This is a genomic window from Microvirga yunnanensis, assembly GCF_025460875.1.
Genome location: NZ_JAMXFI010000130.1, coordinates 1 through 23134 on the forward strand (window position 1 = coordinate 1; position 23134 = coordinate 23134).

The following is a 23134-nucleotide window of genomic DNA, read 5'->3' on the forward strand; positions in this document are numbered from 1 at the left end:
GACGGCGGCGTTCGTCACAGGCCCCACTCCATCGGCTCGGTGGTTCCGGAGCGTGCACCAATCAGCCGCTCCATCTGCCCAGATCACAGGTGTCAGGAGAATGCCAGGTCCAATGGCAGATGACCCACTAGTTCCGGCATATTCATAAAAGACGCTTTTCGCTATGAAGGTCCCGGTTCAGCCATGGTCCTCGCTGGCCTCCTCGACTTGAGCCTTCTACATGCCTTGGTAGGCTTTGAGCGGATTGAGGACGGCGAGTTGCTGCCCAAAGTTTCGCTTCTTGATTTAAATCAGCCTTGTGCTGGCCTTATGAAAAGGTGAATTGCCTTCGTCATGCATGGGCATGAGCCACACCGGTCAGAGGTAGAAATCGCCTTTGCTTGAGCTCGTGAGGTTTGTCACTTTGATCTGGAAGTCAGCAACCTTATCGCCATTCACGTCACCTGACACGACACCGTTGACGAACTTTAGTTGACCGGATTTTCCAGTAAACTCCGATCTGCCGATGAAGCTGAAGGCCTGATTGCCGGTGACCTTGGCGTTGGCATCAATGCTGCGCAGATCAATATGGTCGCTTCTGCGAATGAAGTCCTTGATCGTGTCGATGGAAGACCCGCGGGATTGACCGGTTGAGGTGAACAAAAACGTGTCCGCCCCGCTGCCGCCATACAGCACATCCCTGCCAGAGCCGCCGATCAGAATATCGTCCCCGCTCCCACCGGAAAGAACATCGCTACCGCCTTGGCCAGAGAGCCCGTCGTTGCCTGTCCCACCTTTGATGGTGTTGGCCACGCTATTGCCGACCAGATTGTCTGCATAAGCGCTGCCGATGAGACCCTCAACACTGGAGAAGCGGTCGCCTTCGGCCTCTCCTTGGTTAGCCGCAGGTGAGGTCAGATTGGCTACGACAGCCGCAGAGGCATTGGCATAGCTGGCGGAGTCGATGCCATTGCCGCCATTGAGATAGTCGCGGCCGGCGCCACCGATCAGAACATCACTGCCAGCTCCACCATAAAGGGTGTCATCGCCAACACCTCCGACGAGCTTATCGTTGCTGCTGGTACCGGATAGGGTCAGGTTGACCGGTATGGGATCTGCCCTGCGGGTAAGTGTTACCTCTGGATCAGAGACCAATGGGTCAGGGACGACGGGACTGCTCGGCGTGTCTACGGGTGTTTGATCGATTGCAATGAGCGTTTGATCACCCGATGACGGCGCGAACTCCGCGAGTTCATATAACCTGTCCGCGAACCGGTACCATTCCATATTCAAGACAAGGTCATTGCCGTCCGGTGCTCCGGAGCGAAGATCTGTGATCTCAATTGAACCGTCAGAATGCCAGCTGATGGCGTAGTCGGAACGATTTCCGGTGAACACAGCGGTGTCCGTGCCGCTCCCTCCGTCCAGCAGGTCATTCCCCTGACCGCCAGTGAGCGTGTCGCCTCCGGCATTGCCGCTGAGCGCGTTCGCTGCTTGGTTGCCGATGATCGTGTCCGAGCCTGAGCCGCCAACGGCATTCTCAATCAGCGAGCGGGTATCGCCCTGGTAGAGCAAGGCATTGGCGATGTTGCCAGCCGCGAGCTTAGAACCGTCATAGCGCAGCCCGGCCAGCTGGGCCGTAGAGGTGGTCGTCCAGTTCCCCGGACGCAGATCGACCTTAAGGTTGGCACTATAGCTCGAGAAATCATACGTATCGGCTCCGCCACCATCCCAGACGGTTAGCAAGATCCGGTTGCCCCCAGGGGGCCCCTGGCCGATACCGTTGATGAACATCTCGCCGGTCGTCGCACTCCAGGAATAGACCGTGGCCGCACTGTTGGTGGTGTAGTTGGCACCGTAGAGCTGCTGCACGGCGGAGATGTCATACATCATCAGCGACTGAGCAAAACCCCAGGTCTCGTTGACGTAGCCGGTGCCGGTCGATGCTCCGATGAAGGAGGCATAGCTCATGACCGTATACTCGATGGAGTCTCGGTCCACCGGCATACCGCTTTCATGAGGGTGCTCCAAGCCGAGCGTGTGCCCAATCTCGTGCAGGAAGGTCAGGTAAGCGTAATTGCCCTTCATGGGATTGCTATACGAGCCACTGGACTTGTTAAACCAAGCGTCACCGCCCTCGACCGACGTGGCCGGGAAGTAGCCCCAGGCCGTATTGGGCAAATCGGACATGGCAAACCGCAGATCGGCGTGCCGGGTTGAGGTCTCGCTGATCTGTGTGAAGGTGAGGTTCGCGACCGACGCGTACATCGAGAGTGCAGCACGTACGGTCGACTGCTGCATGGTGTTGAGGGCGCCGAAGTTTGTGGAAGTCTCTCCGTTGCCATAACCGGTGCCGTAATAGGAGCTGGCCGCCGGGAAGCTGTAGGTGAAGCTGTTGGCGGCCCATTTCAGCTCGCCGAGGAGGCCATCGATAGAGTTATCGGCACTGATGTTAACGGAAGTGACAGCAGGCATAGCCCCCTAAGTCCTTGTTCTTGATTGTTCTTGCCGTCCGGCCGATCAGCGCTGGCTTTGCCGGCTTCGTCAAATCGCATGGGATAGATCTATTTTCCTTAGCTTTATTCATGAAGAGTGCAAATGTGACTGATGCTAGCGCTGCAATTTGTCGCAATCGCTGTCGGTAGGAGCCAGTGATCATTGAGAACCAGCTGTTTGTCTGGTTTGTCCAGAGAGTGTCTCACCCGATCCAGCAGCCCTCACCAATCAGCGTAAAGTCCCGGTTTTTCGAATGGACGAGGCCAAGAGGCGGCCAAAGGGCATCACCTGACGCAGACGGGCCAAGAGGTGCAGCCATCCCCAGAGGCCGCGAACAGGCGAATTCCCGGACAAACCAACGAGATCCGCGAGAGAGTCCATCGAGCGGTCCAGGTCATTTGATAGTGCCGTCTAACCGCGCCGCCAGGGTGGTGCAACCTCAGCTTTGAGTATGGTCAAGCTATCCGTCAGGTGAGGTGCGAACCTGCCACTGAAGGCGGTACTAGTTTCATCAGAGCGCCTTGAACCAAGGGCAAGATGGTGTCAGCCTTGGGAGGATATTGCATGAGCTTCGTTCAGCAACCCGAGCCAGCACGTCACGGTGATATTTGTGCCTACAACTTGTTCAGGAACAAATGTCTTCCTGAAATCGTCTGTGCCGTCCCGGAGGATCACCCAGTTCCCCAATTCATTGACTCCGAGCACTGGGCATTTGAACAATCTCTCCGCTCCCCGGAAGCAAGCCCACCTGGCTTTGATAGCCTGGCCGCACGCACAGGGGTGCGGTTCAACGGCTTTTATCTCTTCTATGCCTTTGCCGCGACCTCGGCTGTCCACTCCACCCTGGAGTTCATGATGGGAAGCCTCTAAGAGCCCAACCCGTTCCGCATATGCCTTTGGCTCTCCAAGGCGCCGCGGGGCTAAATCACCCCGCAGCCGATCCTGAGTTCCCGGTTCTTACTGACCATTTACGCGACGGTCGTCTCCCGGCTCAATCCGCTTGTCCCGAGCGACGCGGCCACCCTTGTCGTCTCGCACAGAGGCCGATCATCCGCACCCCGCTTGCGGGTTTGGTGCTGATCCCTGGTTTGAGTTCTCGTTCGACCACTCCTAAGAAAGCCGTCGTCGGTTCCGCGGCGATGTCACGGTAACTTTTGATCAGAGGCTTGTAGCTTAAGAGTGGCGCATGCCCAATCCCGTCAGTTACAAGCTCCACCGGTTCCCAACTCAGATCATCGCCCATGCCGTTTGGCTGTACTTCCGGTTTCCCCTGAGCTTACGACTGGCGGAGGAGATGCTCCTCGAGTGCGGCATTGTCGTCTCCTACGAGACGGTCCGCACGTGGGCCCTGAAATTCGGCCCAGTTTATTCCCGCCGCCTCAAGCGCAGGGCGCCGAGCCGTCACGATATCTGGCATCTTGATGAGGTTGTGATCACCATAGCAGGTCAGAAGCACTGGCTGTGGCGGGCAGTCGACCAAGACGGTTGCGTGCTCGACGGGATCGTCCATTGCCGGCGCGATACCAAGGCGGCCAAGCGCTTGTTGAGACGCCTGTTGAAGAGGCAGGGACATGCGCCCAGGCGGCTGATCACCGACAAGCTCGGCTCTTACGCTGCCGCCCATCGTCAGGTCATGCCGCCGGTAGAACACCGCTCGCACAAGGGACTTAACAATCAGGCGGAGAATTTACACTTGCCGCTGCGCCGGCGAGAGCGGGTAATGCAGGGCTTTCGATTAACCGGAGGCCTGCAGCGGTTCGCCAGCGTCTTCTCGGCTACTCGCAATCTGTTCGTTCCACCCGGCTCCCGCCGCTCTGCTCTTGCGATCCATTTTCACCGCCTCGACGCCATGGCGGCGTGGAACGCTGCAGCCTGCGTTGCCGGTTGAGCCACTCAGGCGGCAAAGTTTGCCTCAACTCGTCCAACTTCAGTTAACGTGACAAGCCCTGATCGTCGCCGAGCCAACCTCCAACGCCTCGCTCATCGGTCATAAGGGAGCCTTGTGGCTGAAAGCCGTCGCACGGGGCGTGACCGCTCACGGCTCGATGCCAGAGAAGGGCGACAACGCCGTCATCAAAGCAGCGCACGCGGTCGTGAGGCTGACGGATTTTGACTTCAACGTGCAGCGACACAAGGTGTTGGGCGGGCCGACGTTGAACATTGGTACCTTCCACGGCGGATTGAAAACCAACTCGGTTCCCGACCGCGCCGAGGTGAGCCTCGATTCTCTCACGGTGCCGGGTCCAGCGCATGCCGCTGTGCGCGAGGTGGTCGGGACCTTTCTGGGCGATGAGATGGAGATCTCGCCAATCATCGACGTGCCCGCCGTATGGACCGATCCCAGCGGCCCGTGGATCCAGCGGGTCTTCGAGATCATGGCGCTGCTCCTTGCGATGCCCATGCCGCAGGCGGCGACCTACTTCACCGACGCATCGGCGCTGACCCCGACCATGGGCAAGCTGCCAACAGTCATCCTCGGTCCTGGAGAGGCGGCCATGGCGCACCAGACAGACGAGTACTGCCTCACCTCGCGCATCGACCAAGCCGTGGAGGCCTATGGCCGGATTATCGAGGATTGGTGCCAATGACCGGACGTCCTACCGCCGCTGACGCCGCGCGACGCATCGTTGACGGAACCGGCGCAGGTCACAGGCTCGTGGCAGAAGCAAAATTTGCCCAGAAGACTATGAGGCGAGATAGCGCTCTACTAGGCGGGCCCAAAGCGCGGCTCCGGTGGTCAAGCTCCCGTCAGCGAAGTCGTATTTTGAGCTATGCAAAATTGCGGAATCGAGCCCGTTGCCGAGGCGCAGGAAGCTTCCAGGCTTACGTTCGAGGAAAAAGGCGAAATCCTCGCTCCCCGGAATGAGGTGGCAGGTCGAGACCCGTTCTGGTCCGATCAGTTCCTCAGCGACCTCGCGCGCGAAGGCCGTCTCCGCCTCGGAATTGACGACGACCGGATATCCGCGCTGGTAATCGATCTCAACGGTGGCGCCGTGGCCCTCGACGACAGATTTCGTGAGCGTCACGATCCGCGCCTGCAGCAGATCGCGAACCTTCGGATCGAAGGAGCGCACGCTGAACGCGAGCTTCGAGGATTCCGGGATCACGTTGACCGCGCTGCCCGCATGAATTGTCCCGACGGTCACGACGGCTGTCTGGGTCGGATCGACATTGCGCGACACGATGGTCTGAAGCGAGACGACGAGATTGCAGGCGATCACCACGGGATCAACGGTCAGATGGGGGCGCGAGGCATGGCCGCCAACACCCCTGATGGTGATGTGGACGGTATCGGCCGAGGCCATCATCGGACCGGAGCGCAGAAGGATGTTGCCTTCCGGCGCGCCAGGATGGTTGTGCAGGCCGAAGATCGCGTCGAACGGAAAGCGCTGAAACAGACCGTCGGCGATCATGGCCTGGGCGCCGCTGGGCTTGCCGCCCTCCTCAGCCGGCTGGAAGATCAGGGTGACGGTCCCGTCAAAGCGGCGGGTGCGGGCAAGATACTCGGCCGCGCCCAGCAGCACTGTCGTGTGTCCGTCATGACCACAGGCATGCATCTTGCCGGGGCTTCGACTGGCATAGGTCAAGCCGGTCTCTTCCGCGATGGGAAGCGCATCCATGTCGGCGCGGATAGCAATCCCCTTCTTCCCAGTGCCGGCGCTGAGACGCGCGACAACGCCGTGGCCGCCGACGTTGCGAGTGACCTCGTAGCCCCAGCTCTCCAGCTTCTCGGCGACGAAGCGCGCCGTTTCCACCTCCTCGCAGGAGAGTTCCGGATTGGCGTGGAGATGACGGCGGATGCCGGTGAGCTCCGCTTCCATGGCTTCGAAATCGGAGACTCTGGCGAAAACGTTGTCGTTAAGCATGATTTGATCGCGATGCGGTAAATGAGTGGCTTCGAGGAAAGGCGACCTGCCAGCGCTTACAGAAAGCGGGACAGGAAGGACTTCGTGCGGGGATGCTGTGGGTTGCCGATCACATCTTCAGGGCGGCCCATCTCGACGACCTTGCCACCGTCCATGAACACCACCCGGTCGGCCGCCTCGCGCGCAAAGCTGATCTCATGCGTGACGACGATCATGGTCAGACCCTGCTTGGCGAGATCGCGCATGGCCGCCAGCACTTCGCCCACCAATTCCGGATCGAGCGCCGATGTCGGCTCGTCGAACAGCATCAGTTTCGGCTTGATCGCCAGAGCGCGGGCAATCGCGACGCGCTGCTGCTGGCCGCCCGACAGCTGGCGGGGATAACTGCCGGCCTTCTCCGACAGGCCGACCCGCTCCAGGAGCGTCAGGGCGTTCCGGGTGGCCTCCTGACGGCTTTCGCCGTGGACGCCCACGGGCGCCTCGATGATGTTCTGCAGCACCGTCATATGCGGGTAGAGATTGAACTGCTGGAACACCATGCCAATCTTGCGGCGCTGGCGAGCGATGCCGTTTGCCGAGAGCTTTTCCAAACGATTCTTGCGGAGCCGGTAGCCAATCTGCTCGCCATCCACCGCGATGAAGCCCTTGTTGATGGATTCCAGGTGGTTGATACAGCGCAGGAGCGTCGATTTCCCGGAGCCCGACGGGCCGAGGATCACGACTACCTCGCCCGGGGCGATATCGAGATCAATGCCCCTCAGCACTTCGAGCTGGTCGAAGGACTTGTGAACGTCACGGACTTGGACGAGAGGATTCACGGTCTGGAGCGCAGTCAATGGGTTGCCTCCTGAACGGCGGCGCCGGCGAGAGCCGGCTTCTCGGCGGCTCTTGTTCGGCGGTCGCTCCGGCCGTAATAGGCCTCGATGTAGCTCTGTCCGACATTGAGGATCGAGGTGATGAGGAGATACCAGATGACGGCCACGAGCAGCATCGGGATGATCTCGAAGGTGCGGTTGTAGATGGATTGCACAGAGTAGAGCAGATCGGCCATCGCGATCACGCTCACCAGGGAGGTCGCCTTGATCATGCTGATGAGCTGGTTGCCGGTCGGCGGCACGATCGAACGCATGGCCTGCGGAATGATGATGCGCCAAAGGGCTCGCGCCCTCGTCATGCCAAACGCCTCGGCCGTCTCGGTCTGACCGCGATCAACCGACAGAAGACCTCCCCGTATGATCTCCGCCATGTAGGCCGCCTCGTTGAGCGCCAATCCGACGATCGCGGCCGTCATAGGCGTGATCACCGAATTTGTGTCCCAACTTGCGAGGGTCGGACCGAAGGGAACCGCGATTGAGAGCTGCGGGAACAGGGTCGAGAGATTGTACCAGAAGATCAGCTGCACGAGGAGCGGCGTGCCGCGGAAGAACCAGATGAATAGTGCCGCGAACGTGTTCGCTAAGCCATCCTTGGACATACGCGCGATGGCAAGGCCTAGCCCGAGTATTGTGCCGAGCGCCATGGCGACGACGGTCAATCCAAGGCTTACATAGAGGCCGCTGATCACCGTCGGATCGAAAAAATAGGCGGCGACAACGGGCCAGCCGAAGTTCTCGTTATGCGCGACGATCCACGCGAAATCCACGGCAACGATGAGGATGACGATCCAGAGGATCAGGCGCCCTGTGCGGAAGGGCGAGTGTGCCGTCGCCACGTCCCGGAAGGGCGCGTCACCTTCCGGTGATGCGCTCGTTAAATAAATCCGGCTCATTTCGGAAGAACCCCACCGAGATTGATGCCGGGCTCCTTGAGCATGTTGTTCTCAAGGCCCCATTTTTTCATGATCGCCGCGTAGGTCCCGTTGTCCATCAACACTTTAATTGTATCGAGGAGCAGGGGACCGAGCGGAGAGCCCTTTGGCACGACGGCACCCTGATAGAGGTCTTCGAAGCCATTCTTCTGGCCTACACCTGTCAATTCGAGCTGACCATTCGCCTGAGAGACGAAGTAGGTGAGAGGCGCTTGGGAGGAGAAGAAGGCATCAGCGCGCTTCGAGCGGACAGCCAAGATTGAGCTCGGCTGGTCGGTATAGGATTGTACCGTAATCGCTTCCTTACCATCGGCCTTGCACTTCTCCGCCTGGGCTTGGATCACGCGTTCGGCCGAGCCACCGGCCATGACAGCAATCCGATTGCCGCATGCAGTGTCCAGCGAGGTGATGTTCTTCGGATTACCCTTTTGAACGGAGAAGACGACGAACTCCTGAACCCAGTCGACGAAGTCGTTGGCCTCCTCGCGGCTCTTGAAGTCGCCGACGGGACCGAACGCGAACTGATAGCGTCCGGAATTGACGCCGGCGAGCAGAGCTGGGAGCCCACCGACCGTGGCATGCTCGATCTTGATACCGAGAACCTGGCCGATGGCTTCTGTCAAATCATCGCTCGCGCCCGTCATCTCGGTGCCCGTGACGATTTCGTAAGGAGGAAATGAGCCATTGTTGACCGAGATCATCTTGCCTTCAGCACGAATGCTTTCCGGTAGACGCGCCCGTAGCTGTTCATTGACAGTTTGCTTGGGAATGGCAGCCTCTTGGGCGAGGACTGGGCCTGCAAACATCACGGCAGCGATAGTAGCGGAAGCGATCAATTTTGAATGCATATCCTGTTCCCTCTTATCGTTCTAGGAAAACGCCCCAAGGCTCGGGTAGGGCTTATGAAAGGCCGTTCTTTGCATGCCAGGGGAAGAGTTCCGCAGGCGTCAGCAGGCGCTGAAGAATTTTCTGCTCGTAGAGCTCAGTCGCGAAGTCGCCGATCATTTTCTCGTTCGCCTCAAGTCCACTGATATTCCAGGAGGGGGGCAAATCGGTGGCGCAGCGACGAAGTTCGTCGATCATCCAGGGTGTCGTGTCCGCATACTTCTCGCGCTTCTGCAGCCACATGCGCTGGGAGGCATCAATGAGCTCGTTGAGCTCGTCCATGACCCAGGGATGTTCGTGCACGAACTCGGCCTTAAAGCCGATCAGATGCATTCCGGGCACGTAGCCAACATCACGGAAGTACGAGACCTCGGTTGCTCTGAAATCGTCAAGCACTTGGCGGAAGGGAGAGTCCTCATCGAAGAACCCCGGCGGCATGAAGGGCGTGAGGACAGCGTCGAGGCCACCATCCTTCAAAAGCTCGACCATAGGCCGTTCGCCAGGAGCGGCCTCAATGCGACCTGGGCGACCGAAGCCGTCAAGGCGGTCCGTGATAGGATGAGCTTCCGTCAATCGCCCCGCATACCACACGGCATCCTCAATCCCGACGCCCTCGCGGCGGATAGCGGCGCGGGTCCAAGTATTGCCGGAATCCCGCCAGCCGGTCACCCCGATCTTCTTGCCAGCAAGATCCATGAGCCTGCGGATGGAGCTACCCTTTGTCGTGATGATGCACCGATGGCGGAAGCCGCGCATGATGAAGTTTGGCATGCCGACAACACTGTCATCGCCATCGTGCCGGAGCTGTGAGTAGCGGCTGAAGGACATCTCGGCAGCTTCGTACGCAGGGTCGAGCGCAACGTTCGAGATAAGAGTCCCAACGCGATCAACCCTTACATCGAGGCGTGGCGATCGGACGTCGCCCAGCACGAGAGGGGTCATGTAGTCCCAATCACGGAGGGCGAGACGAAGGGTCAGCGGCATCAGCATTCACCTACAACAAACTTGTCTTTCCAATTATCTAAAATGTTCATATTCTTCTGATCAAACGGTTTTATGTTATTGAACATTAAAAGTTTGGCGCAGCATGACTGATAACAGAGACGCTCAGTGGTTCGCGAAGAACCTCACGGACAGGACCATTCGCGGAATTGCGCTTGAAACCAGAGCTCTGATCCGCGCCGGAGCACTTCCTGTCGGTACAAAGTTGCCCCCAATTCGTGATCTCGCATTTGTCCTCGGAGTGAGCCCTGCGACCATTTCGGAGGCTTGGAGCGAGCTGCGCCGTCAAAAGATCATCAGCGGGCGGGGTCGAACCGGCACCTGGATCAGCGGTGACCGTTTCATCGCTAAACCGCATCGCCTGGGAAGCTCCGGCAATTATGGCGAGGGCATTCTGAACTTGACTGCAGCCGTGCCTGACCCTCGCCTGCTGCCGCCGCTCGCCGAAGCCATGGCCTATGGCGCCTCGGCAGAGAACCTCAATAGCTATGAGCGCAACCGCATCGTACCGGAGCTGGAGCATGAGGTCAGAAAGATCTGGCCTTACGAGCCGGAAGCGTTCTTGGCCACAAACGGCGGCTACAATGCAGTCTATACGCTGGTTCATGCTCTGTTGCCGCCGGGTGCTTCGGTCGCAATCGAGGACCCGACCGGCATGCGTCTCCTCGATATTCTGGAGGACCGAGGCGTACGTATCATTCCAGTTCAGTGCGACAGCGAAGGACCATTGCCGCCGGCGCTCGAGGCGGCGCTGAAGTCCAAACCCGTTGCCTTCATTTTCCAGCCGCGACTCCATTCCGTCACTGGCCAGAGCGTCAGTCGAAAGCGCCTAGAAGCTCTCGCCGAGGTGCTGCGGGACAGCGACACGCTGATTGTCGAAGACGATGGAACCGGGGACATTTCGGCGGCGGCGCGTCATTCCCTCGGTGAACACTTTCCCAGCCGGGTCATCCATATTCTATCGTTCTCGAAGACCCATGGGCCTGACTTGCGGCTTGCCGTCCTCTCGAGCACTCGAGCCATTGTCGACCAAATCCAATCCTATCGAAGCTTCAGTGCTGGGTGGACGAGCCGCATTCTTCAAGCAGCCACCGCTTGGCTATTGCGTGATCCGGGGACGCAGGCTTTGGTTGATCAAGCTCGGGCGGTTTACCAAAACCGGCGCGACAATTTGGTCAGCGCTTTGCAATTCAGAGGAGTTCCCGCCACCCATGGATCGGGGCTGTGCGCCTGGGTTCCCGTGGCCTCGGAGCCATTCGCCATGGTGACACTCGCCGCGCACGGAATTGCGGTCCATCCCGGTGCAAAGTTCGCCATCCTGCCAACACGCTACTTGCGCGTCGCGACTGCCACATTATCGGATCGCTATGAGCAGGTCGCGGATTCAATCACGTTAGCAGCCGGCCTGTGAGGAGACTCCGGGTGACAACACTGTCGTGAAAGGGCTGTTAAAGCGCTTTTGGTTTCAGTGTAGGGCATAGCCGGCATGCCTGAACCAGCCCTGAGCATCTTTTGCAGTGATGGTGTCGAGGGCGGGTTTGAGCTCGGCTTCCAAGGCTTCAAGAGTGCGTGGCGCTTTGGCCTTAAGCGGCTCTTTCATCTTCGCCCAGGCGGGTTCGATCGGGTTGAACTCCGGTGAGTAGCGTGGAAGGCACAACAGTCCAATCCCAGCCCGGTCGAGCAGGTCCCGCACTTCTGTGGCGTGATGCGGGCGCAGGTTGTCCATCACCAGAATGGCGTCGGGCTTCACCTGCTGGAGCCTGGGCACCAGCACCTGCTCAAGATAGGCCAGCAGCACAGGAGTCGAGGTCGATGCCTCGATGCTCATCGTGGCAATCAGGCCCTCACAGGCGAGTGCGCCCAAGACCGTCAGCCGCTGCCACGAGCCGAGCGGAATCGAGCCATAGGCGCGCTGCCCGCGTGGGGCTCGGGCATGGGTGCGCGCCATCTTGGTGGTGACGCCGCTTTCATCCAGGAACACCAGCCGTTCAGCAGGGAGCTCGCTCATCTGCTGGCGGTAAGCCTCGCGCTCGGCTCCAATCTCGGGCCGCTCCTGCTCGGCCGCCCGAAGGGTCTTTTTTTCGGACGCAGCTTGAGCCGCTTGAGCGCCTCGCAGATCACCGCCAGACACACCGTTACACCCGTGCGCTCGGCCAGGCGCTCACGGTACTCGCGCAGCAGCGCGTCATTGTCTTCGAGCACGAGCTGGCGCAGCACCTCGAGAACTGCGGCATCCAGGCGCGAGGGCACGCCGCCGCTGTGCGGCTTGGGCTTGCGCCGGCCCTCCTCACGCTCCTGGCGGCGCCAGTTCGACACGGTGGCGGGACAGACCTGGAAGCGGCGGGCGATCTCGACCTGAGGAAGGTCGCCACGCTCGCAGGCAACCAGAACGCGTTCGCGAAGATCAGGGGAATAGGGCTGGGGCATGGCTGGCCTCCCGGGCCATATCCCAGTCAACGCGCAACCCACCCGAATGGATTCACGCCCAGATCAAAAGCGCTTTAGCGGTGCATCTCGAAAGAAGCGCTTTTAATCAGTTCATTAGGCGGTGAGCCGACGTTCATTTCACTTGGTGTTCGTTACTCTTTAAGCCATTGCCGACGTTAACAGTGCATGTCACTGGCGGCGAACCTGATCGACAGGGGTGTCCCGTCGTAGGTTATAGCTGCCATCTCTTCGGCATTGCGGGAGACGACGACCTCATGCGCGCCCAGCGCTGTTGCGGCTTCGCGCTTCGACTCCGAGGTGGTGAACGCCACCACGTGGGCGCCCATTGCGTGCGCGAGCTTGATGTCCATATGACCCAGGCCGCCGATGCCGACCACGCCCACCTTGTGGCCGGAACCCACGTTCGAGTGCCTCAGGGGTGAGTAGGTGGTGATCCCGGCGCACAGAAGCGGCGCGACTGCAGCTAATTGCTCCGCGGAGTGACTGATGCGCAGCACGTAGCGTTCGTGCACCACGATCTGCTGCGAGTAGCCTCCCAGCGTGTGACCGGGTGCATCGTGCGCGGGGCCGTTATAGGTGCCGACCATGTGGTTGCAGTAGTTTTCCAATCCGTCGCTGCAATCGTCGCATCGCTTGCAGCTATCGACAATGCACCCGACGTCGACCAGATCTGGACCACCGCACGATGCTATAGAGCGACAGGCGAAATCCGTGTCGTCAATCAGCTCTCCGGTCTTGTTGCCTGAGTGGCTGGTTCGGACCAGCCTGCTGTAACCTTCCCAAGTTGCTGCAACCGGGCGGATCACCCAAGCTTGTAGTGACGGGTCGCTTCCGGGTCTTCCGTCGTGACCGGCACCGACGACAACTCACTCCAGACGTGTTCCGGAATGGGCCATTCTGCCCATTCGAGGGTCTGCGCGACACGCTCCGGCCGACTGACCCCGCAGATCGTCGAGGTAATTCGTGGGTCTTTCATGGAGAATTGCAGCGCGAGAGCGCCAAGCGGGATATTGTGCTGGCGACAGGCCGCTTCGAGGCGGTGGATGGGCGCGAGACGATCGCCCGTCGCGTCCTGATAGGCGTAGCGGGCATACTGGTCCGAGCCTTTGGCGAGAACTCCGCTGCCGTAGGGTGCCGCGTTCAGAACTGCGATCCCTTTGGCATGCGCAAGGTCGATCATCGGCTCCGCGTTCCGATTGACGAGAGTGTAGCGATTGTGGGTGATGAGCGCGTCGAAGTCCCAGTCGCGCAGGAGCGGCATCATCACGTCGACACGGCCTGCCGCCAAGCCGACCGCCGTCGCTAGCCCTTCATCCCGCATCTTGAACAACTCGCTTAGAGCACCATTGGGACTCGTAATCTCGTCCAAAGAAGCTGCATGTTCAGGATCGTGAAGGTGCAGCAGGTGGACCTGATCCAGGCCTAGAGCTGCGAGGCTCTCCTCAAGAGAGCGGCGCGCCTGAGCCGCATCGAACCGGCCCGTATCCGGATCCCGATCAAGCTTGGTCGACACAACGAACCCGGCGGGAAGTCCACCCCGCTCGCGGATCACGGCGCCGATCCTTTCTTCGCTGCGGCCGAGTCCGTAGTTCCGAGAGGTGTCGAGGAAGTTCACTGGCCCGGCGAAGATCGCCCGGATGGTCTCCTTGGCCCTGTGTTCATCAACCCCATAGCCATAGGTATCCGGCATGTCTCCAAGGGCTGAGGTACCGAAACAGAGCTTCGAAACCGAGAGATCGGTCCGGCCTAAGGCAACTGTGGTTGCGCCGGGTTCTCGCATGTCTTTTTCCTCCGAAGGATTGAATGTCGAGGATGTTGGGCCAAGAGCCAGCCGCATGCAACCAACGTTGCACCAGTCAGCTTGCCTGCAATTATGTAGCTCTGAAGGGGCTGTGAACCGACTGAATGCGGCCTAAGGCTTAGATTACACCATGCAATCGCCTCTTGGGCTCCAAGCCCAAGCATGCTTCGGAATTCAGATCACTGACCAGGCACTTTGCTACTCAGCAGCAGATCCATGGAAGAGATGCTGCCGAATTGAAGACTGTTTCATCTCGATGGAAAAGCCCGGTCGCTGAGGCGGCATGTAAGCCGCGTCCCGGATCACGCAGGGATCGACGAAGTGCTCGTGCAGATGGTCCACATACTCGATCACCCGCCCGTCCTTGGTGCCGGATACGCACAGATAATCGATCATCGAGAGGTGCTGGACATACTCGCACAGGCCCACCCCCCCGGCATGCGGCCAGACCGGAAGGTCGAACTTCGCGGCCATGAGCAGAACTGCCAGCACCTCGTTCAAACCGCCAATCCGGCAGGCATCGATCTGCACGATGTCGATGGCACTGCGCGTGATGAACTGTTTGAACAGGATGCGGTTCTGGCACATCTCGCCGGTTGCAACCATCACGGGCGCAACGGCCTCGCGGATCTTGCGGTGGCCTTCCATATCGTCCGGACTGGTCGGCTCCTCGATGAAGTAGGGCTCGGCGAATTGCAGTTGCCGAATCCAGTCGATAGCCTGTTCGACCTCCCACACCTGATTGGCATCGATCATGATCTTCACGTCGGGACCAATGGCTTCACGGCAGATGCGCAGGCGGCGGATGTCGTCCTCAAGATCCCGGCCCACCTTCATCTTGATGTGGCGGAACCCTGCCGCAACCGCCTCGGACGCCAGCCGGGAGAGCTTCTCGTCGCTGTAGCCGAGCCAGCCGGCCGAGGTGGTGTAGCAGGCATAACCCTCCCGTTGCAGGATTACCTTTCGCTCGGCCTTGCCGACAGCGGCCCGTTGGAAGATCTCCAGCGCTTCCTCGGGTCTGACCGCATCGGTGAGATAGCGAAAGTCGATCACTCGGACGAGCTCCTCAGGGCTCATGTCGGCGACCAGCTCCCAGACCGGCTTGCCGGCTTCTTTCGCCCAGAGGTCCCAGACGGCATTGACCACGGCGCCCGTAGCAAGGTGGATGGCGCCTTTGTCCGGCCCGATCCAGCGCAGCTGGCTGTCGCCGGTGACATGGCGCCAGAACCGGCCGGGGTCGTCCTTGACCCACTCGAGATCGAGCCCTACCACGAGGTGGCGCATGGCCTCGATGGCGGCACAGCAGATGTCGTTGCCGCGCCCGATCGTGAAGGTAAGTCCGTGACCTGCCAAGTCCGGGTGGTCGGTCGTGAGCACCACATAGGCAGCGGAATAGTCCGGATCCGGGTTCATCGCATCCGAGCCGTCGAGATGCTGAGAGGTGGGGAAGCGCAGGTCGAAGGTCTTGAGATCAGTGATGCGGGTCACGGCAGGCCTCCTCGGGACCGGAGGGTCAAAGCGGCTCAACCACGATAGTATCGGAGCCGCAGTCTGTCTCAAGAGTGTCATGCCTTCGGCGGTCTTTCCTGACCTTGGATGATGGCCGACTTCCAGCGTCTGCACTCCTGTATTTGTTATGTTATTTTGATGCTATGAATAGACTGCTTCTCACTCCGCAGAGCCGGCACGAGCTTATCGCCGTGCTGATGATTTTTACCAATGAGTCGCCTGCGTCAGCGCAAGGTTCGGAACAGGGTGCGAATTTCGTGAGCCAGAGCGTCTGGCTGCTCCATCGCAGCGAAGTGCCCGCCTCGCTCCATCACGCTCCAGCGCCGAAGGTTCGTGAATGTCCGCTTGGCCACAGAGCGCGGCGGCCGCACAATCTCGCGCGGAAACTCGCAATAGCCGGTGGGGACTGTCACGGTCTCTCCTGCCGGAATCGGCCAGGGGCCATGCATGCGCGCATAGTAGGGCCAGAAGGACGAACCGATTGCGCCGGTCAACCAGTAGAGGCTGATGTTCGCCAGAAGATGATCGCGTGAGAACACAGACTCGAGGTCGCCGCCGCAGTCAGACCACGCCCGGAACTTCTCCACGATCCAGGCGGCCAGACCGGCGGGGGAATCCGTCAGGGCAAAGGCCAGCGTCTGCGGGCGCGTGCCCTGGATCCACTGGTAGCCGGTCTCCTCCTTGAGCCAGAGCTGAAGCTCTTCCAGAAAGCGGCTCTCCTCACGCGTGGGATTGGACACCATCGCCGGGTCGCGCCGGATCGGCATCATGTTGAGGTGAATGCCCGACAGGCGGTCCGGGTAGGCGTAGCCGAGGCGAGCAGTGATGAACGAGCCCCAGTCACCCCCCTGCGCACCAAAGCGCTGATAGCCCAGCACTTCGTTCATCAGCGCGGCAAAGCAATCCGCGATGGCCTCAACCCCGAACCGCGGCTGACCGGGCGTGAACGACAGACCATAGCCGGGCAGGGAGGGAGCAATCACCGTAAATGCATCGGCCGGATCGCCGCCGAACTGCTCAGGGTCGGTTAGCCGAGGGATCAGATCCAGGAACTCGAACACGGAGCCGGGCCAGCCGTGGGAAAGGAGGAGAGGGTGGGGATCAGGACCCTTGCCCGGCACGTGCAGGAAGTGCAGATCGATGCCTTGGAGCCGCACCTCGTACTGCGGAAAGGCATTGAGCCTCGCCTCCTGAGTGCGCCAGTCGAAGCGATCGCGCCAGTAGTCGACGAGGGTACTGATGTAACCTACATCCGTACCGTAAGCCCAATACTCCCCCGGAGTCTGGTCGGGGAGGCGCGTGCGTGACAGGCGCTCCTGTAGATCCGTGAGGGCAGCGTGGGCGACATGCAGCCTGAATGGCTGTGGCTGGCTGATCATGGCTGTCATGCTCCCCGATAGAGACTCGGCGCTCTGAGGTCTCATCCATCCATTGTCGGACCGTACCGGATCTTGAACGCATAGAGGAATGACATCAACGTAACCTCCACCCCGGACTGGGCAAATTGGAGATCAGACGCAACGTGTTTCAGTCGACGGGGTTGAACCAGCCTATGCGCAGCACCTGGGCGATGGTGCGGGCATCACGGCGATCGGTCTAAACGATCATGGCCGAGAGCGGCGCATTCACATGCTGGGTCTCCGGCAGCGCCGAGCTTCAGTCCCGCATTGATGCAGTGCTCGAAATCATACAGGGGCACGGATATTCCTATCCGACCCGGCAAGCGACATCGCGCTGAAATGAGCCTGCGGCATCGATACCGCTTCGAGACGATCAAGCTGGCTGCATGACCGATAAGGAAGGCTGCCCGATGGCGCCGCACATCACGCTCTGGATCGTGGCGCAGCAACAGTATCGGCCTGCACATGCGAATGAATCTCCTGGCGAGCCCCAGCCGCAGCCAGATAACGTGGCGCGCGTGCCCGAGGCATTCGAGACCGTCTTGGATCCAAAGGCCGAGCGAGAACCGGATGGGCTCAATATTGAGGACAGCGCGATCCGGGAACTCGCCGGGTCGTTGCAGCCGCAGGGACGCTGAGCCTTTGCTCGAGGCGATTGCGTTCGCGTCGGAGGGATCGCTCACATCAACGATGTGGAACCCCAAATGGTTGGATCTAGGGGGCGTCTCAAGGATCTGCCTCCAAAGACCCTTACCAGCGAACGCCCGTGTCCCTCGGGCCTCAATCTTAGAGTAGCCATCATGGCCCATGACCAGCACGAGCCTCTTCAGAAGCTCAACGATGATGCGCGCACGGCTGGAAGAACAATTATCAGGTATCAAGAGTAGGGGCACTCGGCAGGGCGGGGCACAACAAAAAGGCCGCTCCCCGACAGGAGCGGCCGGTCCTAACGGCGGGCGACCCGCATAATATCTTGAAGCGTCCTAAACCTTCAGATCGACCGCCGACTCTTTGCCGGTTTTGCGGTCGGACTGGACCTCGTAGGAGATCTTCTGCCCTTCGCTCAGGCCTCTGAGACCCGCGCGCTCAACCGCGCTGATGTGCACGAAAACATCTTTGCCGCCGGTGTCCGGCTGAATGAAGCCATAACCTTTGGTCTCGTTGAACCACTTCACAGTACCTGTCGCCATTGTCGTCTGCCGTCCTTCTCCATCGGCTCGAATGGTGTCTTAATGCCATTCCGCCTTTGCCGCCCTTTCCCAGCGGAGGAAGGCTAGTTTCGGGACTCAAGATTGGCAAGCATCTATGGAATGCCCGTCCTCGAGTTGCTCCATTGAGAAGTGTCGCTATTTCAGATCACAGGAGACAGGATCTAGCCGGGAGGACAATGATGTCGAGATCACCGAGTGGGCGCCGTCCAGGCGTTCCACTGGAGGCCGCGGAGGCGGCCTTCAGGAAGGCGACCACGAAGCCGATCGAGGAGCCGCCGAAGGCTCCTTCCACTCCGGGCGTGAAGGAGACCGTCACCCTGCGCATCGACCAGGATGTGCTGGAGTTCTTCCAGGAGGATGGCCCAGGCTGGCAGGAGCGGATCAATGCAGCCCTCCGCAAGGCGGCCGGCAAGTGAATGGGTCTCCGGAAGCAAGCTAACCGCATTTACTGGCAAGCAATGGTGCTTCTGCTTCTGCCGGGAGTAGCAGGTTGTGCCTCGTCCTCGTTGCCCATCCATCCGAGTGTAGGGGTGTGCGAGGCAGGGGATCAGTCGATGGTTCGCGACACGCTCTACTTTGGCCGCAACCGCCCGAGGGGAGGAATAGTCCGTGAGGCCGAGTGGCGGCGGTTCCTGAATGAGATCATCACGCCACGCTTCCCTGATGGCCTGACAGTGGTAAAGGCAACCGGGCAATGGCGCAATGCGAACGGCCACATCGAGCGGGAGGCCTCCGAAGTCGTGACCGTGCTCCACTCCGGTGATCCCACTGCACGAGGGAAGATCTCGGACATTATCGCCGCGTACCGCCAGCGCTTTAACCAGGAGGCCGTCCTGCGTGAGCGCACGGCGACCTGCGCACGGTTTTATTGATCCGGCTTGGGTGCTCTTGAAATCCGCGGTCAGTTAACCCAAGTCGGCAGGATGAAGCATGTGGATATGCGCAAGCTGCCCGCAGCAGCCCAAGAGGAGCGTCGGCGGCAAGTGATCGGCCTGCGCGAGAGCGGTCTGACCTATGAGGCCATTGCCGCGCAGGTCGGCCTGACCCGCACCGGCGTCTTCGACATTTGCCGCCGCTTTGCCGAGCAGGGCTTAGCCGGATTGGCCAGCGGACCGCGCGGCCCGGCCCCTGGCACAGGGCGGTTTCTCCAGGCCGAGCAGGAGGCGCAGGTCCGCGCGCTGATCCGCCGGCACACGCCCGACGAACTCGGTCTTCCGTTCGCCCTGTGGAGCCGGGCCGCGGTGCGGGAGCTCATCGAGCAGCACTGCGGGGTCCGGCTGGCCGTGCGCACGATGAGCACCTACCTGGCACGCTGGGGCTTCACGGCCCAGAAGCCGCTCCGACGCGCCTACGAGCAGTCACCGAAGGCGGTGCGGCGCTGGCTGCGGCAGGACTACCCGGCCATTGTGGCGCAAGCCAAGCGGGAGAAGGGCACGATCTTCTGGGGGGACGAGACCGGCTTGCGCTCCGACGACGTGCGCGGCCGCAGCTTCGCCCCTAGGGGCCGGACGCCGGTGGTGCGCCCCGGCCACAAGCGCGCGGGACTGGGCCTGATCTCGGCTGTGACCAACAAGGGCGAGCTGCGCTGGATGGTGCTCGAGGGTGCCATCAAGGCTCCGAGCTTGATCCGCTTTCTCGGGCGGTTGATCCAGGATGCCGACGGCAAGGTGTTTCTGATCTGGGACAACCTGCCGGTCCATCGGGCCCGGGCGGTGCAGGACTGGTTGACCGAGCATCCGGAGCAGATCGAGGTCTTCCACTTGCCCTCCTATAGCCCGGAGCTGAACCCGGACGAGGGCCTGAACGCCGACCTGAAGCACGCGGTGACCCGCAAGCCGCCCGCCCGCAGCAAGCCCGCCCTCAAGCGCGCCGTCATCAGCCACATGCGTCGGCTCGCCAGGTCGCCCGGCCGAATCCGCAGCTACTTTGGGCATCCGTCTTTCCGTTATGCCGCGTAGTTCAAGTTCACCCAAGCCGGATCAGTAGTAAAGAAGTCAGGTCTCCTGACGGGCGGATCTCGCTTGCTAAGGGTTGTCGAGAAGGGAGGGCTCGACTCCTTATCCGACCGTTTGCTGTGCACTCAATGCTCCGCAACAGGACGGGATGCTTCCGGCGCGCAGCATGTGATTCTCTTCGGATCGGGCCTTTGGCTGGAAGATCCGATGGCTTTACGCAGGATCGCCTTGATGTGCTCTTTCACAGCAGTCTCGTCCGCGCCAACCTCAGCAGCGATTTCGGCCTGCTCCTTACCGGCCTTCAACAACAAAAGGATGTGAGCTTCGGGATCCGTCAGGGACCGGGCCTGCGGGTATTTGAGATTGGCGGCGAACGGCGGCCCCTCGGCACCAAGGTACTGGATTGTTGAAACGACCCTCGCCATCGCTGCCCCTTCGGATCAACCCTTTGGTAACACTTTGCCCGTGAGGCAGGATGAATGGCCATAGCGCTTCGGAGGTAAGGCAGCGGCTCGACTCACTCTTCCGAGAAAGTGCAAGTCGCACCAAGGCAAGTCGCACCAAGGATGGAGTAGGGGAATGAGGGACGGCTCCTGACTTGCCCACGGATAGATCCTGCAGTAGGCGCCGAGGTCCGACGAGGAGCCCGGGAGGGCAGTCCATCCGTGCCAACTCCCGGGGCTCGTCGATAGCTGTCGTCGACAGGCAGCTGAGATCAGACTGAGCTGATTTGCCGGAGGTGACAAGCAGCTCAATCGGGGCGCGGCAGCGTGGCACACTTCTCGGACGATGGGAAACTGACTTCAGGTGCGCCCGGCGTATGCTCCCGGGCAGCCTCATTGCCAGCCTCATGGGCTCGATCCTCAGGAAAGGAGCCGACGGTGGGATCCGCTCGGTCCATACTCTGTTGGCTTAGAGAGAGCCTGCTCTGGCGGATGCTCCCCCTTGCCCCCGAGGAACCTCCTCTCATCTCTGAGCATAGAAGCTTAGCAGGCCAGTAGAGCCTTGCTTGGATGGGAGGGATGCCGATGCCCACGAGCCCTGCCTCTGCCCGGCTCGCACGCCGTGCCATGGCCTATGTTCTAGCCGGCGGGCGCGGCAGCCGCCTTCTCGAGCTCAACGATAAGCGGGTCAAGCCGGCGGTGTACTTCGGAGCCAAGTCCCGCATCATCGACTTTGCCCTCTCGAACGCGCTGAACTCCGGCATCCGTCACATCGCGGTGGCCACCCAGTACAAAGCCCACAGTCTGATCCGCCATCTCCAGCGCGGCTGGAACTTCTTCCGCTCCGAGCGCAACGAAAGCTTCGACATCCTGCCGGCCAGCCAGCGCGTGTCCGAGACCATGTGGTACGAGGGCACGGCCGATGCGGTCTTCCAGAACATCGGTATCATCGAGAGCTATGCCCCCGAGTACATCGTGATCCTGGTCGGCGATCACATCTACAAGATGGACTATGAAGTCATGCTCCAGCAGCATGTGAGCCAGGGCGCCGACGTGACCGTCGGCTGTCTCGAGGTGCCGCGCCTGGAGGCAGCCGGCTTCGGCGTCATGGGCATCGACGAGACCGACCGAATCGTCTCGTTCCTGGAAAAGCCTGCCGATCCTCTGGGCATGCCGGACATGGCGTTGGCCAGCATGGGCATCTATGTCTTCAACACCCGGTTTCTGCTGGACCAGCTTAGGCGGGATGCCGCCGAGCCGGGCTCAAGCCGCGATTTCGGCAAGGACGTCATCCCGTACCTGGTCAAGCATGGCAAAGCAGTGGCGCACCGGTTTACGACCTCGTGCGTCCGCTCGTCCGCTGAGGCGGAGGCCTATTGGCGCGATGTCGGAACCCTCGATGCGTATTGGGCGGCAAACATTGATCTGACCCAGGCGGCTCCGGGCTTGGATCTCTACGACACGGACTGGCCGATCTGGACCTATGCCGAGATCACCCCAACGGCCAAGCTGACCCAGGGCGGGTCCGGGCGAGGGGAGGCGATCGACAGCATTCTGTCAGGCGGCTGCATCGTCTCAGGAGCGGTCTTGCGGCGGTCGCTCCTGTTTACCGGAGCGCGTGTTCATTCAGATGCCTTTCTGGAAGAAGCGGTGGTGCTGCCCGGGGCTGAGATCGCGCGCTCGGCCCGGCTGTCTAAGGTTATTGTCGATCGGGGTGTGCGCATTCCAGAGAGGCTGGTCGTGGGAGAGGATCCTGACACGGACAGGCAGCGGTTCCGGCGTACCGAGAGCGGCATCTGTCTGATCACGCAACCCATGGTCGACCGGATCGAATAAGACCCATTGTTGACTGGCCGTAGGTTTCATCAGGCTTGGGGCTCGTCTGAGCTGCAGACTGGCAACTCCGTCGTCATGGTTCGTTCTTATTGTACCGATGGAAACAACAAAGACTTAAGCATCAGCGTAACGAACAATATCAGCAGCGTTCGATGGCCTAGCACTACAGATCCTATGGGGGTGGATAGCGGTCCACTCTCTGGCAGAGTGAGGTTGCTGAACCACTCACGCTGGAGGCGACCCATGTCATTCGATCACCGGCCCACGCAGACCGCTATCCGCATCGATCTTGGCGCAATCTTCGTCTCATTGGAACTCAGTCGTTCCGTGTGGCTGATCACTTCGCTGTCGCCCGGGGCGAGCGAGACGCAGCTATGATGGAATTTAGGTGATGGGGCCGATCAGGCGGCGCTGTGTGTTGGCATCGGAATGACCTCGCTGCCATCCTGGAATTTGACACCGGCGATCACCTTCGGCAACTGGTTTTCGCCCATTA

The 23134-nt window shown here is 60.6% G+C and carries 22 protein-coding genes and 3 pseudogenes; 10 read left to right on the forward strand and 15 right to left on the reverse strand.

The genetic code is table 11. The annotated features are described in order from the left end of the window. Positions 1 to 357: 357 nt before the first annotated feature. The gene (locus NF876_RS36285; RefSeq protein ID WP_262272880.1) at positions 358 to 2454 is read right to left on the reverse strand and encodes a M10 family metallopeptidase C-terminal domain-containing protein; all 2097 of its coding nucleotides are present in this window, start codon (positions 2452 to 2454) and stop codon (positions 358 to 360) included. Between the two features lie 585 nt (positions 2455 to 3039). On the opposite strand from NF876_RS36285, the gene NF876_RS36290 reads away from it, so the two are divergent. The 3 genes from NF876_RS36290 to NF876_RS36300 all read left to right on the forward strand — a co-directional run bounded on the left by NF876_RS36290 (position 3040) and on the right by NF876_RS36300 (position 5063). Beyond that, entirely contained in the window at positions 3040 to 3345 is a 306-nt protein-coding gene (locus NF876_RS36290; RefSeq protein WP_262272881.1) for a hypothetical protein, read from the forward strand. A 316-nt stretch (positions 3346 to 3661) separates the two neighbouring features. Beyond that, positions 3662 to 4363, forward strand: a complete 702-nt coding sequence (locus NF876_RS36295) for an IS6 family transposase (protein WP_262272882.1) — start codon at positions 3662 to 3664, stop codon at positions 4361 to 4363. A 94-nt stretch (positions 4364 to 4457) separates the two neighbouring features. Next, entirely contained in the window at positions 4458 to 5063 is a 606-nt protein-coding gene (locus NF876_RS36300; RefSeq protein ID WP_262272899.1) for a M20/M25/M40 family metallo-hydrolase, read from the forward strand. A gap of 96 nt (positions 5064 to 5159) precedes the next feature. On the opposite strand, the gene NF876_RS36305 is transcribed toward NF876_RS36300, so the two are convergent. Genes NF876_RS36305 through NF876_RS36325 form a run of 5 tightly spaced genes read right to left on the reverse strand, consistent with a single transcriptional unit; the run spans position 5160 to position 10017 of the window. Continuing rightward, positions 5160 to 6341, reverse strand: a complete 1182-nt coding sequence (locus tag NF876_RS36305) for a M20 aminoacylase family protein (protein WP_373696774.1) — start codon at positions 6339 to 6341, stop codon at positions 5160 to 5162. Between the two features lie 56 nt (positions 6342 to 6397). Then, the gene (locus NF876_RS36310; protein WP_262272883.1) at positions 6398 to 7177 is read right to left on the reverse strand and encodes an amino acid ABC transporter ATP-binding protein; all 780 of its coding nucleotides are present in this window, start codon (positions 7175 to 7177) and stop codon (positions 6398 to 6400) included. Beyond that, positions 7174 to 8109: an amino acid ABC transporter permease gene (locus NF876_RS36315; RefSeq protein ID WP_262272884.1), complete on the reverse strand. Its 936-nt coding sequence runs from the start codon at positions 8107 to 8109 to the stop codon at positions 7174 to 7176. Before NF876_RS36315 ends, NF876_RS36310 begins: the two co-directional genes overlap by 4 nt. After that, positions 8106 to 8996: an ABC transporter substrate-binding protein gene (locus tag NF876_RS36320; RefSeq protein WP_262272885.1), complete on the reverse strand. Its 891-nt coding sequence runs from the start codon at positions 8994 to 8996 to the stop codon at positions 8106 to 8108. The genes NF876_RS36315 and NF876_RS36320 overlap by 4 nt, the downstream gene beginning before the upstream one ends. A 52-nt stretch (positions 8997 to 9048) precedes the next feature. Beyond that, on the reverse strand, positions 9049 to 10017 hold the full coding sequence (locus tag NF876_RS36325) for a substrate-binding domain-containing protein (RefSeq protein ID WP_262272886.1): 969 nt from the start codon (positions 10015 to 10017) through the stop codon (positions 9049 to 9051). Between the two features lie 103 nt (positions 10018 to 10120). Here NF876_RS36325 and NF876_RS36330 point away from each other — a divergent pair, with 103 nt between their 5' ends. Beyond that, positions 10121 to 11446, forward strand: a complete 1326-nt coding sequence (locus NF876_RS36330) for an aminotransferase-like domain-containing protein (RefSeq protein WP_262272887.1) — start codon at positions 10121 to 10123, stop codon at positions 11444 to 11446. A gap of 54 nt (positions 11447 to 11500) precedes the next feature. Here the strand turns inward: NF876_RS36330 and NF876_RS36335 are convergent, their stop codons facing one another. The 7 genes and pseudogenes from NF876_RS36335 to NF876_RS36365 form a co-directional block, all read right to left on the reverse strand. Next, positions 11501 to 12151: an IS630 family transposase gene (locus NF876_RS36335; RefSeq protein ID WP_262272901.1), complete on the reverse strand. Its 651-nt coding sequence runs from the start codon at positions 12149 to 12151 to the stop codon at positions 11501 to 11503. Beyond that, entirely contained in the window at positions 12040 to 12462 is a 423-nt protein-coding gene (locus NF876_RS36340; RefSeq protein WP_262272888.1) for a helix-turn-helix domain-containing protein, read from the reverse strand. Before NF876_RS36340 ends, NF876_RS36335 begins: the two co-directional genes overlap by 112 nt. 176 nt (positions 12463 to 12638) lie before the next feature. Then, positions 12639 to 13154: pseudogene (locus NF876_RS36345) on the reverse strand (zinc-binding dehydrogenase); the annotation flags it as partial. Positions 13155 to 13285: 131 nt separating this feature from the next. Continuing rightward, entirely contained in the window at positions 13286 to 14263 is a 978-nt protein-coding gene (locus tag NF876_RS36350) for an aldo/keto reductase (protein ID WP_262272889.1), read from the reverse strand. A gap of 219 nt (positions 14264 to 14482) precedes the next feature. Beyond that, the gene (locus NF876_RS36355; protein ID WP_262272890.1) at positions 14483 to 15772 is read right to left on the reverse strand and encodes an L-fuconate dehydratase; all 1290 of its coding nucleotides are present in this window, start codon (positions 15770 to 15772) and stop codon (positions 14483 to 14485) included. A gap of 245 nt (positions 15773 to 16017) precedes the next feature. Next, positions 16018 to 17172 (reverse strand): epoxide hydrolase family protein, encoded by a 1155-nt coding sequence (locus NF876_RS36360; RefSeq protein ID WP_262272891.1) that lies wholly within the window; start codon positions 17170 to 17172, stop codon positions 16018 to 16020. A 154-nt stretch (positions 17173 to 17326) separates the two neighbouring features. Beyond that, positions 17327 to 17449, reverse strand: a pseudogene (locus NF876_RS36365) (IS110 family transposase); the annotation flags it as partial. Between the two features lie 130 nt (positions 17450 to 17579). On the opposite strand from NF876_RS36365, the gene NF876_RS36370 reads away from it, so the two are divergent. Continuing rightward, positions 17580 to 17831, forward strand: coding sequence for a hypothetical protein (locus NF876_RS36370; protein WP_262272892.1), 252 nt, complete (start codon positions 17580 to 17582; stop codon positions 17829 to 17831). Between the two features lie 345 nt (positions 17832 to 18176). Here NF876_RS36370 and NF876_RS36375 read toward each other — a convergent pair whose 3' ends face one another. Then, complete coding sequence (locus NF876_RS36375; RefSeq protein ID WP_262272893.1) at positions 18177 to 18383, reverse strand: cold-shock protein; 207 nt, start codon at positions 18381 to 18383, stop codon at positions 18177 to 18179. A gap of 200 nt (positions 18384 to 18583) precedes the next feature. On the opposite strand from NF876_RS36375, the gene NF876_RS36380 reads away from it, so the two are divergent. The 3 genes from NF876_RS36380 to NF876_RS36390 all read left to right on the forward strand — a co-directional run bounded on the left by NF876_RS36380 (position 18584) and on the right by NF876_RS36390 (position 20362). After that, positions 18584 to 18820 carry a BrnA antitoxin family protein gene (locus NF876_RS36380; RefSeq protein ID WP_262272894.1) on the forward strand — a complete coding sequence of 79 codons (237 nt, stop codon included), beginning with the start codon at positions 18584 to 18586 and terminating at the stop codon, positions 18818 to 18820. 138 nt (positions 18821 to 18958) lie between these two features. After that, the gene (locus NF876_RS36385) at positions 18959 to 19276 is read left to right on the forward strand and encodes a DUF3574 domain-containing protein (protein WP_262272895.1); all 318 of its coding nucleotides are present in this window, start codon (positions 18959 to 18961) and stop codon (positions 19274 to 19276) included. Positions 19277 to 19327: 51 nt separating this feature from the next. Further along, positions 19328 to 20362, forward strand: a complete 1035-nt coding sequence (locus NF876_RS36390; RefSeq protein WP_262272896.1) for an IS630 family transposase — start codon at positions 19328 to 19330, stop codon at positions 20360 to 20362. Between the two features lie 122 nt (positions 20363 to 20484). Here the strand turns inward: NF876_RS36390 and NF876_RS36395 are convergent, their stop codons facing one another. After that, the gene (locus NF876_RS36395; protein ID WP_262272897.1) at positions 20485 to 20784 is read right to left on the reverse strand and encodes a LuxR C-terminal-related transcriptional regulator; all 300 of its coding nucleotides are present in this window, start codon (positions 20782 to 20784) and stop codon (positions 20485 to 20487) included. A gap of 603 nt (positions 20785 to 21387) precedes the next feature. On the opposite strand from NF876_RS36395, the gene glgC reads away from it, so the two are divergent. Both glgC and NF876_RS36405 read left to right on the forward strand, forming a co-directional pair. Beyond that, on the forward strand, positions 21388 to 22638 hold the full coding sequence (glgC, locus tag NF876_RS36400; RefSeq protein WP_262272898.1) for a glucose-1-phosphate adenylyltransferase: 1251 nt from the start codon (positions 21388 to 21390) through the stop codon (positions 22636 to 22638). Positions 22639 to 22881: 243 nt separating this feature from the next. Continuing rightward, positions 22882 to 23004, forward strand: a pseudogene (locus tag NF876_RS36405) (IS110 family transposase); the annotation flags it as partial. Positions 23005 to 23134: the final 130 nt, after the last annotated feature.